The sequence below is a fragment of the Paenibacillus sp. HW567 genome (assembly GCF_000374185.1).
GTDB lineage: Bacteria > Bacillota > Bacilli > Paenibacillales > Paenibacillaceae > Paenibacillus_AQ.
In genome coordinates, this window is record NZ_KB910518.1 from 1,314,332 (window position 1) to 1,328,714 (window position 14,383).

Annotated in this window: 7 protein-coding genes and 2 pseudogenes; 8 read left to right on the top strand and 1 reads right to left on the bottom strand. The window is 52.3% G+C overall.

The features are described from left to right. The first annotated feature begins 15 nt into the window (after positions 1-15). Positions 16-543, top strand: coding sequence for a hypothetical protein (locus tag B212_RS33005; RefSeq protein WP_019909519.1), 528 nt, complete (start codon positions 16-18; stop codon positions 541-543). Positions 544-963: 420 nt separating this feature from the next. Here the strand turns inward: B212_RS33005 and B212_RS0105775 are convergent, their stop codons facing one another. After that, positions 964-1,854: an AraC family transcriptional regulator gene (locus B212_RS0105775; protein ID WP_019909520.1), complete on the bottom strand. Its 891-nt coding sequence runs from the start codon at positions 1,852-1,854 to the stop codon at positions 964-966. A gap of 224 nt (positions 1,855-2,078) precedes the next feature. Here B212_RS0105775 and B212_RS0105780 point away from each other — a divergent pair, with 224 nt between their 5' ends. The 7 genes and pseudogenes from B212_RS0105780 to B212_RS35880 all read left to right on the top strand — a co-directional run bounded on the left by B212_RS0105780 (position 2,079) and on the right by B212_RS35880 (position 14,151). Further along, complete coding sequence (locus tag B212_RS0105780; protein ID WP_019909521.1) at positions 2,079-3,437, top strand: ABC transporter substrate-binding protein; 1,359 nt, start codon at positions 2,079-2,081, stop codon at positions 3,435-3,437. A gap of 113 nt (positions 3,438-3,550) precedes the next feature. Next, complete coding sequence (locus B212_RS0105785) at positions 3,551-4,474, top strand: carbohydrate ABC transporter permease (RefSeq protein WP_019909522.1); 924 nt, start codon at positions 3,551-3,553, stop codon at positions 4,472-4,474. Positions 4,475-4,477: 3 nt separating this feature from the next. Next, on the top strand, positions 4,478-5,335 hold the full coding sequence (locus tag B212_RS0105790; RefSeq protein ID WP_019909523.1) for a carbohydrate ABC transporter permease: 858 nt from the start codon (positions 4,478-4,480) through the stop codon (positions 5,333-5,335). Between the two features lie 56 nt (positions 5,336-5,391). Beyond that, entirely contained in the window at positions 5,392-7,353 is a 1,962-nt protein-coding gene (locus B212_RS0105795) for a glycoside hydrolase family 127 protein (RefSeq protein WP_019909524.1), read from the top strand. Between the two features lie 312 nt (positions 7,354-7,665). Beyond that, positions 7,666-11,586, top strand: a pseudogene (locus B212_RS35245) (DUF5695 domain-containing protein); the annotation flags it as partial. A gap of 180 nt (positions 11,587-11,766) precedes the next feature. Further along, positions 11,767-13,905: pseudogene (locus B212_RS35250) on the top strand (Ig-like domain-containing protein); the annotation flags it as partial. Between the two features lie 6 nt (positions 13,906-13,911). Continuing rightward, positions 13,912-14,151, top strand: coding sequence for an S-layer homology domain-containing protein (locus B212_RS35880; RefSeq protein WP_442950109.1), 240 nt, complete (start codon positions 13,912-13,914; stop codon positions 14,149-14,151). Positions 14,152-14,383: the final 232 nt, after the last annotated feature.

Consider the following 14,383-nt stretch of genomic DNA (forward strand, 5'->3'; position numbering starts at 1 on the left):
GAAGGAGGAAATTAAGTGTTTAGAATGTGCTTACAACAAAAAAGTGAACTTCATGAAATGACAATTGAAAAAAAAATTTACGACGATGAACTTGATAATGAATCTAGTGTAATATTAGATATTTGTAAGTATCTACATCAAACTAGAAGTATTGATTTTATTGTTTCAGGTTTTGGAAGTGAAGGATGGCCTGTTGATTGTGAATTTGATCTTCCATCAATTATCGAGGAATTACCGGAAATAATTCAAAAGTTTAATAACAACGAATACAACTGCAACCTAGGATTTTATGAGCAAGGTATAATGAGGGAAATAGCCTTTCGGGATGAAGGGGGAGAACAACTGCTTTTAGAATGCCGCAGTTTAATGCTAGGTTGGGAACCTTCACCATCAACTATAGAAATGAATAAGTCAATTGTAAAAAAAATGCTTGAAAATTTATTTGGAAGTTTCATTAATTTTAGTCAAAAGGTATGTCCGGAACTATTAAGTGAAAAACTTTTTAGAGATTGGATATCTATGAACAATAATTCTTATAATTAAAGTACGATACTCACGGAAGCAGGGCTGTAAATTTTTTATTATATCTCTGCTTCGTAAGTAAGTAGGCAGGACTCATCGGGGTTAGATTCCGGATTTACAAGAATCTCTGCAATTTCCTTCAGATCTCGCATTTACAAGAAACAACTTGAGAGTTCCATATCTATCTTTTGCCGTAGGGTTTGTAGTTCAAAAAGGTGATGCCACTACTCAATGTCATTAAGTTAAGGCGCAGGGCCAAAAATCAAGAAAAAGAGCAGGTTATCAAAAAGATAGCCCGCTCTTTTTTTTGCACGAAAAAATAGAACTTGACAAGCAGACATCCCTCATACGAGAAATGTCAGCCGCACCAGTGCTTTATGTCAAAAACCCTATTTTACCCGAAAGAAAAAGCTGCCCTTTAAAACGATTAGATCCCCTCGCCTAACGCTTCTGAATAAATTTACTGCGGAAGCCTGAGGGGGACAGCCCCTCTTTCTTGGAGAAGCAGGAGGAGAAATGGGAGACGTGGTGAAACCCGACCTCCTCGGCGATCCGGGTAACGGACCAGGAGGTTTGCAGAAGCAGGCGCTTGGACTGTTCCACACGGTAGTTTTGCAGATAGGCCATAGGCGTCATACCATAGGCTTTCAGCATGCTTTTGGCCAAATAATTCGGATGATAGTTCAGCTCCTTCTGAAGCAGGGGATTGTTGATGTCCCGGGTATAGTTATGGCGGATGAACAGCTCCACCTTCTCGGCAAGCTGAATGGCGGTAGCATCGGAGGGGGAGGCAAGGTCACGGTCCAGGTGCTGGAGGAAGGATTGGAAGGAAGCCTGGCGTTTCCAGTTGCGCAGGGACTGCGGTTCATGCTCCTGTTCAAAAAACAGGTCCAGCACCTCCATTGCTTTTCCCGTGATCTGCATATGCTTGGGAATATAAATGGAACAGACATCGGCATGGTTGAGATAGGCGTTGTGCTTATGGCTTTCGATTAGAGTGCCTTGATTGTCCAGACATTCATCCATGCTCGCGCATTCCTTCCAGCTTCCAAAGGTCTGAAAATGAATCCAGATGATCTTCGTGTCCCCGGTGCAGGGAGCGGAGCCGTAATGATGGCCGTCTGGACGGAGAATAAGAATTTCACCCTCGTGCAGCTCCCACTGCTTGCCGTCTTCCCCGACCGGAAGAGTGCCCTTCAGCACAACGATCAGATCGAAGACGCCAATACAGTTGCGGTTGATGTGATAATCCCCCGCAGTATATGTGGCATGTCCGCAATCTACGAAGTAAGGAATGGGCGGCGAGATAAAATGAAGAATGGGCGAGTTCATTTTACATTCCTCCAAGCAGGTTGAAATGATTAAAAATAAGGTTGGAATTCTGTGTTTTTTTTCATGATACAACATGTATTATTATAAATAAAGCGCTTTCTGAAAAGTTGAAAAGCTTAAAAAAGAAACCGGTTTGTTGGATCGGATTTGCTTGGCAACGGAAGTTTTTTGACCGGCTTAACCCCGCATAGGGCTAAGTATATATCGTTCAAGGAGGAAGCTGAATGAAAAAAGCATTTCTGTGCACGACGGTATTATTGCTGATTCTGGTTATGGGGCTCAGCGGTTGCGGTGGAAACGGGAATAAAGAGACATCCCCGTCCAATCAGCCGGCAACCAACAACAGCGGAAGCAAGGCAACGGAAGGCAGCGAAACGGCAAAACCTGCTGCCGAAGCGCAAAAGGTGGTCTTCTGGACCTTTGTAGACGCACATCAGAAATTCTATGAGAGCATGGCGGCAAGCTGGAACGAAAGCCACCCGGACAAGGCCATTGCGCTGGAAGCAACAACCATACCTTATGACGACATGCACACCAAGCTGCTGGTTGCCCTGCAATCAGGTGTAGGCGCACCGGATCTGGTCGATATCGAGCAGAGCAAGTTTCCGAACTTTATGAAGGGAACCCCGCAGCTCGTATCCTTGAACGACATTGTGGAGCCTGAGCTTGGCAATATTGTAAAGTCCAGAGTAGAGATTTACAGCAAAGACAACACATATTATGGCATTGATTACCATGTAGGCGCAACCGTGATGTACTACAACAAGGAAATGCTCGATAAGGCAGGAGTGAACCCGGACAATATTAAGACTTGGGCCGATTTCGAGACGGCAGGCAAACAGGTGCTTGATAAAACAGGCAAACCGATGATCACGTTCGAAGGCAACGGCAACTGGTCCTGGTGGCCGGCGATCAGCCAGCAGGGCTCCGACCAGGTGGATGAGAACGGCAATGTTACCGTAGATACGCCGGTGAATGTGAAGACCATGGAATTCTTCCAGAAGCTGGTGAAGGAAGGCGTGGCTGCTGTCGCTCCGGGCGCAGGCCATGATACAGAGGAATACTTCGGGTATATGGATTCGGGCAGCGCAGCATCGGTCTTCATGCCTTTCTGGTTCATGAACCGCTTCACTGATCATATGCCGGATCTGAAGGGCAAAATCATTATCCGTCCGATGCCGGCCTGGCAAGAAGGCGGTAACCGCTCCGCCGGTATGGGCGGAACCGCAACCTCCATTACCAATCAGGCAAAAAATCCTGATCTGATCAAGGAATTCCTGGCCTACGCCAAATTGTCCAAGGAAGGCAACCTGCAGATCTGGAAGCAGCTTGGCTTCGACCCGATCCGCACGGATGTATGGAGCGATCCGGCCATGAAGGAATCGAACAAATTCACCGATTATTTCGGCACAGATATCTTCGATACACTGCTTAGCGTCAAGGATGAAATCGCTCCGGTTCATATCCGCGAGAAATCGCCGGAGGTGTTCGATGCGATCCGCAACAAGGCAATGCCGCAGATCTTCATCGACATGAAGGACCCGGCACAGGTGCTGAAAGAAGTGCAGGCCAGCTTGAAATAATTCATCCCTCATGAATGAAAGCGAAAACAAGCTGTAAAGGGGAATATTCTTCCCCTTTACAGCCATAGTTTTACCGCAATTATATCTACGGCAAAAAGAGTGGAGGTTTGGTTATGCAGATAGAAAGAGAGTTGACCAAAAGCCCTAAAAGGAGCTACCATCTGGGAAATTCGCAAAAATTGGCACCTTATGTGTTCGTTTTACCATTTCTGCTGTCCTTCGCCGTTTTCTTCGCTTACCCGCTGATAAATGCGGGGGTGATGAGCTTTCAGGAAGTGCTCCCGGGAGACGTGTCGTTTGTTGGACTCGATAACTACAAGGGACTGTGGAATGAAGATTTCGGCGCGGCGCTATACAACAGCAGCCGTTATACCATCTGGACGCTGCTGCTGCTGATTCCGGTGCCAATGGTTCTGGCTGTACTGCTTAATTCGAAAAAAATGCCCTGGAGCAATTTTTTCAGATCCACCTTATTTATTCCGGCGCTTACCTCCGTGGTTGTAGCAGGTGTTGTGTTCCGTCTGATTTTTGGCGAGCTGGACGGGGCTTTAATGAATTCGGTTCTGCATCTCTTCGGCATATCCAGTCAGCGCTGGCTGTACAGCTCAAGCCTCGGGATGTTTGCCTTGCTTGTGCTGGCCGGCTGGAGATGGATCGGCATCAACATATTATATTTCCTGTCCGCTCTGCAGAGCATTCCCGGCGAGCTGTATGAAGCGGCTGAAATTGATGGGGCCGGCGCTTTCCGGAAATTAATCAAGATCACCGTTCCGCTGCTGAAGCCGATCACGATTTATGTCGTGACGATCACTATATATGGCGGTTATGCCATGTTCACCGAGAGCTATATGCTATGGGCAGGCAAGCCTTCACCACAGAACATTGGATTAACCATTGTCGGTTACATCTATCAGCAGGGCTTCCAATATTTCAATCTCGGGTTTGGTTCCGCCATCGGCATCACCTTGCTGGGCATCACCTTACTGGTCAGCCTGCTGCAATTGACACTCACCGGCATGTTCAGGAAGGAGGACTAAGCCATGCACACTAAAGTGAAATCCAAATTCACCTTATCCTCCTTGCTGCTCCTGGTCTTGTTTGTTATTCTTGCGGCCCTAATGTTGTTTCCGCTATATGCCCTGTTCCTGGCTTCCCTGAAGCCGGCTACGGAATTGTTCAGATACGGCCTGAATGTCCGGCTGGATTTCAGCTTGATGAGCCTGGACAATTACCATAGCATTTTTTCCGGTAAAGGGGCAGCGGGCAACTATTTTGGCTGGTATAAGAACAGTCTGCTGATCACCACGCTGTTCACTCTGCTTAGCCTGCTATTTTCTTCAATGGTTGGCTATGGGCTGGGAATGTACCGTTTCAAAGGCCGGAATCTGATTTTTACCCTGGTGCTGGTAGTGATGATGATCCCTGTGGAGATCATTCTGCTGCCGCTCTACAAATTAATGATCTCCCTGAAGCTGATCAATACGATCTGGGGTGTCATTCTGCCCTTTATCGTGTCGCCGCTGCCGATCTTCTTCTTCCGCCAGTTCGCGCTGGGTCTGCCCAAGGATTTCATGGATGCCGGCCGGATCGACGGCTGCTCGGAATACGGCATTTTCTTCAAAATCATGGTGCCGCTCATGGCCCCGGCCTTCGGAGCCATTACGATTCTGCAGGCCATGAATAGCTGGAACAACTTCCTGTGGCCGCTGATTGTGCTGCGCACGACAGAGCAGTTCACGCTGCCGATCGGGCTGGCTTCCTTCGTCTCGCCGCTCGGCAATAACTATGAAGCGCTGATTGCGGGAGCTGTGCTCGCTATTTTGCCTATTCTGGTTCTGTTCTTATTTTTCCAGCGTTTCTTCATGGAAGGCTTGACGGTTGGCGGAATCAAGGGCTGATGCTGTTACCGAAGCAGCAGATAATCTGTTACAGAGATGAGAGGAGAGTTCCATAAATGAATGATAATATGTCACCCGCCCGCGGCAGGGTTCAGATTGCGGATCCCTTCTGGTCGGAATATATCCGTCTGGTCCGCGAGGTCATGGTTCCGTATCAATGGGAGGCGCTGAATGACCGGATTGCAGGTGCCGAACCCAGCCATGCGATCCGTAATTTCAAGATTGCCGCAGGCCGGGAAGAAGGCGAGTTCTATGGCATGGTGTTTCAGGACAGCGATGTCAGCAAATGGCTTGAAGCTGTAGCTTACCTACTGGAAACTGCGCGTGATCCGGCGCTTGAGGACATTGCGGATGAAGTTGTTGATCTGCTCGCAGCGGCCCAGCGGGAGGACGGCTATCTGAATACGTACTTCATGCTGAAGGAGCCGGGCCAAGAGTGGAGCAATTTGGCGGAATGCCATGAGCTGTACTGCGCGGGACATTTAATCGAAGCGGCAACCGCTTATTACAGAGCCACCGGCAAAAGAAAGCTGCTGGATTTGGCCAGCCGCTATGCGGATTATATTGCTGACGTCTTCGGGACGGAACCCGGTAAGCTGCAGGGCTATGACGGGCATCAGGAGATCGAGCTGGCGCTTGTGAAATTGTTCCACGCCACAGGGGAAGAGAAGTATTTGCAACTAAGCCGTTATTTCCTGAACCAGCGCGGAAGCGAGCCGCATTATTTCGAACAGGAATGGGAAAAGCGGGGCCGCACGCTGCATTTTCCGCAGCTTTCCATGGTTCATGACCATCAGTACAGCCAATCCCACCTGCCTGTCAGGGAGCAGACTACTGCGGAGGGGCATGCCGTTCGCATGGTCTACATGTGTACAGCAATGGCCGACATTGCCCTTGAGACCGGGGACGAAGCCATGCTGGCGGCCTGCCGGAAGCTGTGGGAGAACATCGTAAACAAGCGGATGTATGTCACGGGCGGCATCGGGTCTATGGAGCAGGGAGAATCCTTCACGGCTGATTATGATTTGCCGCCGGACCTGGCGTATGCGGAAACCTGCGCTTCCGTGGGGCTGATCTTTTTTGCCCGGCGTATGCTGGCTCTTGAACACAACAGCAAATATGCGGATGTTATGGAGCGGGCGCTCTACAATACTGTAATCAGCGGAATGTCCCTGGATGGAACCAAGTTCTTCTATGTGAATCCGCTTGAGGTGTACCCGGAAGTGCTGGGCAAGAACAAGAATTATAATCATGTAAAAGCAGTGCGCCAAGGCTGGTTCACCTGCGCCTGCTGCCCGCCGAACGTGTCCCGGCTGCTGGCCTCGCTCGGAGATTACATCTATTCCGCTCAAGGTGATACCTTGTATGTCGAGCTTTATATCGGGGGCCGTACGGAAATGATTGTGGGCGGCGTGCCGGTAGCTGTCGAGCAGTTCTCCAGCTATACCTCGGATGGAAAGGTCCGCTTAGTCGTAGAACCGGAGCGGGCCGGGAAGTTCACGGTGGCGCTGCGGCTGCCGGATTGGTGCCAGGAGGTCCGGGTAACCATGAACGGTGAGTCCCGGGTCTATCACACAGGGAATGCGGACGGGTATATTCACTTGACCCGCGAGTGGTCATCCGGCGACACCGTTGAGCTGTGTTTTGCCATGCCGGTAACGCGGGTCAAGGGGCATCCGCATATCCGCCAGACCTTTTCCAAGGTGGCTCTGCAGCGCGGCCCTTTCGTCTATTGTCTGGAGGAGGCCGATAACGGTAAAAGACTGTACCAGCTTCGCCTGCCGTCCGAAAGCGAATATACGCTTGCGGAGGAGCCCGGCTTCCCTAAGGGTATTAAGACGATATCGGTCGCCGGAGAGCGAATTCAGCCGGAAGCAGGCTGGGGGGAGGAGCTGTACGCCAGCGGCTCAGCCTGGAGCAGCCGGAAGCAGGAGCTGAAATTCATTCCATATTTCACTTGGGCCAACCGCGGAGAGGGCGAAATGTCCGTCTGGGTTGGAGAAGAGCATAAGAAATAATACGTATAACAACTATAATTCGTGATTTTGGCAAATGACATCTATATCAGTTCAACTAAAGAAAATATTAAAAGGGCGGAAGTGACGGAGGGGAAGTTTGGATACTTACGGAGCGAAGCGTGGAAGTCCAAACATTCCCCGCAGTTACGACCAGACCCCAATATGAAAATCTATAGTTCAACTTTTATAGTGCTCCGGGAGGCCGGGATATGAAACTCCGCTCCTCCCGGAGAGGGGGTGACGCCGTTCTTAGCATGATCCATGACAGAGCAAAGATGTCCACAACCTAACAACGAAGGGGATGATTTAAGCATGATATTCAAGTCTTCTGATGGAGATCCGCCACGATTCAAGCACACAAGGATACTGACAGGGGCGGTCTTCTGGACGCTGGCGGTGTTATCCGTTATTCTTCTTCCATCCAAGGCCGGAGCGTATGAATTAACAAGCGATAAGCTGATTATTGAAACCGGTCAATCCGGTGAAATTTCATCATTGAAAATCAAGGGAGACGCGTTCCCGACCGAGTATGTAATGAACAAAACGGTATCACCCGAGCAGGATACGGCTGATCATCAGTGGCTCGGCGAGCTGATCTTCACCTACCGCCTGGATGGCGGAGAGTGGATCAAGGCATCCACCAATCAATCGGAGGATGTCCGGAGCATTGAAAAGGACGGCAGCAAAGTAACAGTCACCTATGAGAACTCTGCGAACACGGCGGGCGTACGCAATTTCAAGCTGGTTGAGACGTATACCATGATGCCGGACGGATATTTGCAGTGGAACATTCAAATCGCCAACACCAGCGGCAAAACGCTCGAATTCGGCGATATCGGGCTTCCGCTGCCTTTTAACGAACAGTGGACTTACGGTGACGCCATCTACGAGACCCGCGTGGTGACTCACTCTTTTGTCGGCAATAATAGTTCTTATATAACAGCCGGCAGACCCAGCGGGATTGGCTCCTATCTGCTGCTCATGCCGGATGCTGCCACTGGCGCAGGGTTTGAGTATCAGGACCGCTGGCGCAATGAAGAGCACCCGGGCAGCAAGTGGGCCTGGAACCCCGACAATGAAGGAAAATGGATCGAGGGCCTCAATGTTTTCTACATCCATTCGAATGTCATTAAATCAACGAACCGGGGATATTTGCCGAATACAAGCCTGACACTGGCTCCGGGAGAGGGCAAGACCTACGGGTTTAAATTTTTTGCTGTAGCAGATGAGCAGGAGGCCAAGGATAAGCTGTATGAGGCAGGGGGAGTTGATGTTACCGTTGTTCCCGGAATGATTGTGCCCAGCAACCAGAAGGCCAAGTTCGACCTGCGCACCAAGGCGGATATTCACAGCGTGAAGCTGGACGACGGGACGGATATTCCGCTGCTTGAGCAAAAGAGCGGAGACCACAATATATATGAGTTCAGCCTGACCAAGCTGGGGCCGCAAAATGTTACGGTCCAATATGGAAGCGGTCTCACAACCGTACTGCAGTTCTACGGCATTGATGCGGTTGACCGGGCGCTGGAGGATCATGCGGAATTTATGGTGAAAAGCACGCAGTGGAACCTTCCCGGCGACATCCGGGACAAGGTGTTCGACGACTGGATGATGAACACGAAGTCCAAGCGGAACAACTTCAGCGGCTACTGGGGCTGGGGAGATGACTGGGGGCTGACGCATGGACAATTTTTAGCCGAGAAAAATGCCCTGAGTCCTGTGGCCTCGGAAATTACCGCAGTGGATGAATACCTGGAAACAGCGATCTGGACGAATCTGATGAACGGGCATCATGAGGATTATCTGGTTCATGACTTTCTGATGGCGGAGCCGAATACGACCCCGACCTACCGCGGATACGCTTATCCGCATATCTATAACACCTATTTCAGCATGTATAAAATTGCCGCCAATTACCCCGGGCTGGTCTCCTACAAGCATCCTAAGGAAACCTATTTGCTGCGGGCTTATAATATCCTGAAGTCTCTGTATGAAGGGCCTGTGTCCTACAACTGGGAGACTGGACTCATGGGCGAGCTGACGACCCCGGATATTATTCAAGCGCTTGAAAAAGAGGGCTACATGGACGAAGCGAATGATGTCCGGGCCAAGATGCTCCGCAAATATAACAATTTCAAGAACAACAAATATCCTTACGGTTCGGAATACAGCTATGACAACACCGGGGAAGAAGCCGTCTATACTTTAGCCAAAATGCAAAGCACAAACGACGCGGAAAAAGCCAAAGCGCAGGAAATGATGGGTAAAATCAATTCCAAAACAAGGGCCTCCCGGGGGCATATGCCTGTATGGTACTACTACGCCGATCCTGTGACCATTACGGGCGAGAGCTGGTGGAACTTCCAGTACAGCGTATCGCTGGCCGGTTATGCGATGGATGACTGGATTCGCAACGGAAACGCCACCGGGCGTGAGGAACAGCAGCGGTTGTCCTACGCGGCGAAGCTGGCTAATCTCAGCGCGATCAACTCCGGGCAGATCAGTGATGATCCTGCGAATTATGGGGCTGCGGCCTGGACGTATCAGGCGGAGAAGGGCAATAACGGGACCAATGGAACCGGCGGCGGCCGGAACGTTCCGCTGCTGAACGGCTGGAAGGGCATGACCGGCGAAGCCGATCTGGGGCTGTTCGGTGCGCTGCAGATTCTCAGTGCGGACATTGCCGTGGACCCTATCTTCGGGGTCACAGGCTATGGAGCGGAAGTCTCCGTAACGGATGCTGTATATTACGATATTACGCCTAAGGACGGCCTTTTCAAACGGATTAATCTCATTACTGAGAAGCTCTACACAGAGCTGGATAAGGATCAGTTTACTGCAGCCAAATTGTCCAGGAGTAAGGATTATGCCAGGTTCAGCCTGCGCAATTTGACGCCGGGCTACGCACATGAAACAACGCTTACCCTGAACGGTCTGGCCAAAGGAGCCTACCTCATTCGGATCGACGGAACGCCTGTAGGCAAATTGAACGCGTTCGGCGGTGAAGCGAAGCTGACGGTTGAAGCCGGACCTGCCGTTGCCTACACGGTAGAGCTGAGCGCGACAGAGCCGGATGACAATCAGGCCCCTGTTGTTGACCCAGGAGCGGATTTCACCTACACGCTGCAAGTAGATGATGCCATCCTGCGCGGCACGGCAAAAGACGATGGCCTGCCGCAGGGAACGCTGACCTCGGAATGGTCCCTTGTATCCGGGCCAGCGGGCGGCGAGGTCGTGTTCGGCAGCAGTAAGTCGCTGCAAACCCCGTTCACGGCAACGAAGCCGGGAACTTATGTATTCAAGCTGACCGCAAGCGATTCGGAGCTTGCGAACAGCGATACGGTTACGGTGGTCGCTGTGGCTCCGCCGCCGCTGCCAGAGCTGCTTGTGCATTATAACTTCGATGAAACGTCAGGCAAGGTGGCTGCCGATCATTCGGGAAGCGGCAATGACGGCAATGTGCTTGGGGCAGCCTCCTGGCTTCCGGGCAAGCTCAATCATGCGCTTGAGCTGAGCGGTCAGGACACCTATGTGAAAATGCCCGAAGGCCTGCTGAGCCGTGCGGATGAAATTACGGTGTCAGCCTGGGTCAAGATGGACAGCATCGGCGCATATTCGCGGATTTTCGATTTCGGCACCGGCACAAGCACCTATATGTTCCTGTCGCCGAAGGCAGGCTCCATCACCCGGTTTGGCATTTCAATTGGCGGAAATGCCCCTGGCCAGGAGCAGACCATCGACGCTCCTGCCCTTCCTGCCGGAGAGTGGAAGCATGTGGCTGTAACGTTGTCCGGCTCGCTCGGGATTTTGTATATTGACGGGGTGGAAGCAGGCCGGAACGACCATATGACGCTGAAGCCCTCCAGTCTCGGCAAGACCAAAAACAATTACATCGGCAAATCACAGTTCGCGGACCCGTATTTTGACGGGTTGATCGACGATTTCCGCATTTACAGCAGAGCGCTTAGTCCGGGCGAAATTACGGCGCTTCTTGCACCTTCAGGCAACATTGTCTCTGTGGAGAAGCTGGAGCTTACAACGCCGGCCCGTCAGGCGCCGAAGCTTCCTTCTACGGTTAGTGCAACCTTGGAGGATGGAACCCAGACGGTTGTGTCCGTGCAATGGAGTCCGGTTGATCCTGCGTTGTACGACAAGGAAGGCTCCACGTTCACCGTGAACGGTGTGGTCACCGGAACACAAACGGCGGTTCAGGCAAAAGTTACTGTGACCCAGCGGGTGATCGCCCCTTTCCCAGAGCTTGCGCTTCGCTATAACTTCGACGAAGGACAGGGAACCACGGTTGCCGATGCTTCGGGAAGCGGACGTAACGGAACGATTCAAGGCGCTCTGAACTGGGAAGCGGACGGACACAAGAACGGGTCGCTCACCTTCAGTGGAACAAGCGGCAATTATATATCCGCAGGCACCGATCCGGCTCTGCAGCCAGGCAGCATGACGCTGTCCTACTGGATCAAACGCACCGGGGCCATGAATGACAAGGAGAATGTGCTGCTATGGTTCAAGCCGGAGGGGAACTATGCCGGCAACGGATTTTTTATCACCTACAACGGCAACTCCAGCATTGTGTACGTGGATGGGGCGAACGGCTTCTATGTGAAGCAGTCGCCGGAGGACTTCCTGCCGCTGAATGAATGGACGAATGTTGTCTTTACATTTGATGCGGCAACCAAGACCGGCGTGATCTACAGAAACGGTGTCGCTCAGCAGGTTGACATGGATGGTACGCCGGGGTCCATTACAGCCACGAACGATGTGAAAAGAATCGGTGTCTCCGGCTATGGCAACGGGGCGCAGCTCAATGCCGGGCTGGATGACTTCCGGATCTACAGCGGTGTAATGAGCGCTGCGCAGGTAAAAGCGCTGTATGAGGATAAGGACATTCAGAGTGTGCAGCCGGTCAGCGTGAAGACGGCTGCGAAAGTAGCTCCTGTCCTGCCGGACTCGGTACGGGTAGTGTACGAGAACGGAAGCGAAGGAACAGCCGAAGTGAGCTGGAACAGCGTACCGGCGGATGCCTACGCACAGCCTGGAGAGTTTACGGTAAACGGACAAGTGGAGGGCACAGCTTTGCCTGCCACAGCATCGCTAACTGTAACGGAAGCCGGGGAACGGACAATCGTAGCGCTACAGGAAGTGCATGTCAGCACCCCTGCGGGAACTCCTCCTGATCTTCCGACGGTAGTGCAGGCAACGTACTCCGACAATACGCTTGGCGAGACCTCTGTGATCTGGCAGGAGATCGACCCTAAGCTGTACGCAGTGCCCGGAGCATTCACCGTAACCGGCGCGGCTGGCGGTACGGAGCTGCCCGCAGTGGCGAAGGTGTCCGTGTTTGATTCAGAGGCGCCTGTAATTGTCAGCCTTCAGGAAGTGAAAGTTACAACAACTGCGGGCAAAGCACCACTCTTGCCGTCGGTGGTAACAGCAGTGTACAGCGACGCATCAACGCTCGCGGTTCCGGTCGTCTGGCAGACGGTTGCACCGCAGCAGTATGCGAACGCCGGAAGCTTCACCGTGACCGGCGCGGCAGAAGGCACGGATTTGCCCGCCAAGGCCGTTGTGACCGTGACCGGCACAACACCAACACCGACACCGACGCCTGTACCAACACCAACGCCGGTGCCTGCAACAGCAACAACACCAGCACCGACAGCCACTCCAGTTGCCGGGTTGAAGGTGGTTGGCGCAGATGTTCTCACTGCACAGCCGCAGGCAACATCTGTAGAGATCACGCTGGGTGAAGGACAGACCGGGGCCTCGCTGCCGGTGAACGCCGGAGCGCTGCTGGGCACAAGAACGCTTGTGATCCGGGATAAAGGAGCTTCCCTGACGATTCCGGCATCCGTTCTGGGCGAGCTTGGACTTAAGCTGACAGAGGCAGAGCGCAGCGGAGCGGCCCTTGTCGTTAAGCTGGCACCTGCTGCAAGCGGGACGGTTCCGGCCGGGAATGGCGGCGGCATCTACCGCCAGCAAGGGACGGCCTATGAATTTGGGCTGGTGCTGCGCACAGCAGACGGAAAGGAAATAGCGCTGTCCGTCTTTACACAGGGGGTCCGCGCCGAGCTTCCATACTCCGGTTCGGCGGTTAATGAAGAACTGCTGGGCGTATATCTGAAGAACGAACAGACCGCACAGTGGAGTTATGTGGGAGGCAAGCTGGATAAGGCCAGCAAAAAAGCGGTCATTATGCTGAATCATTTCAGCACCTATGGCGTGTTGTCCTATGAGAAGACATTTACGGATGTCCCTGCGGGCCATTGGGCATTTGCCGCACTGCAGTCACTGAGCGCAAAACATGTGGCAACAGGCAAGACGAACAGCTTGTTTGCCCCTGCCGAAACCACAACAAGGGCGGAATTTACCGCTATGCTGGTCAGAGCGCTTGAGCTGAAGAGCACCGGCGCAGGGCTTCCGTTCCAGGACGTAACTGACGGTAGCTGGTATGCCGAATCCGTGGCAGCGGCCTATAATGCCGGGCTGATTCAAGGAGTAACTGCAACATCGTTTGCCCCAAGCGCCAAGATCACCCGTGAGCAAATGGCGGTGCTGCTCGTCAAGGCCTACCAATACAAGCAGGGGCACAGTGCCGCTGCTGGTGACTTACAGGGTGTAAGCGATGCGGGCCAAATCTCCGCCTGGGCTAAAGTGCAGGTGGAGCAAGCACTGGCTTCCGGCATTATGCAAGGGCTGGGGAACGGACGGTTCGATCCGCAGGGACTGGTGTCCCGGGCCCAGACCACGCAGGCCATTTATAATTTTTTACGTGCTGTAGACTAGACTCAGGATTGTAGACTTAACGTAATGACGAAGGAAGATGCGGGTCTTAAGGATCGGGCATCTTCCTTTTTTCATCCTACAGACCGTAAAGCCCTTATTTTCAAGAAAGGGATACATTAGCCGAGCTAACGGACCGTAACGCGCTTATCGCCTCTTCGGCAGGTAGATTTGGGGTGAATGTCCGCACATAAGAGCGCTGGAGTCCGTTCACTTACGGAAAAATAACTTCCAG

Bases quoted from the DNA above. Each gene is read 5' to 3' on its own strand.
- B212_RS0105775 (WP_019909520.1), bottom strand. From the start codon at position 1,854: ATGAACTCGCCCATTCTTCATTTTATCTCGCCGCCCATTCCTTACTTC.
- B212_RS0105780 (WP_019909521.1), top strand. From the start codon at position 2,079: ATGAAAAAAGCATTTCTGTGCACGACGGTATTATTGCTGATTCTGGTT.
- B212_RS0105785 (WP_019909522.1), top strand. From the start codon at position 3,551: ATGCAGATAGAAAGAGAGTTGACCAAAAGCCCTAAAAGGAGCTACCAT.
- B212_RS0105790 (WP_019909523.1), top strand. From the start codon at position 4,478: ATGCACACTAAAGTGAAATCCAAATTCACCTTATCCTCCTTGCTGCTC.
- B212_RS0105795 (WP_019909524.1), top strand. From the start codon at position 5,392: ATGAATGATAATATGTCACCCGCCCGCGGCAGGGTTCAGATTGCGGAT.
- B212_RS35880 (WP_442950109.1), top strand. From the start codon at position 13,912: ATGGCGGTGCTGCTCGTCAAGGCCTACCAATACAAGCAGGGGCACAGT.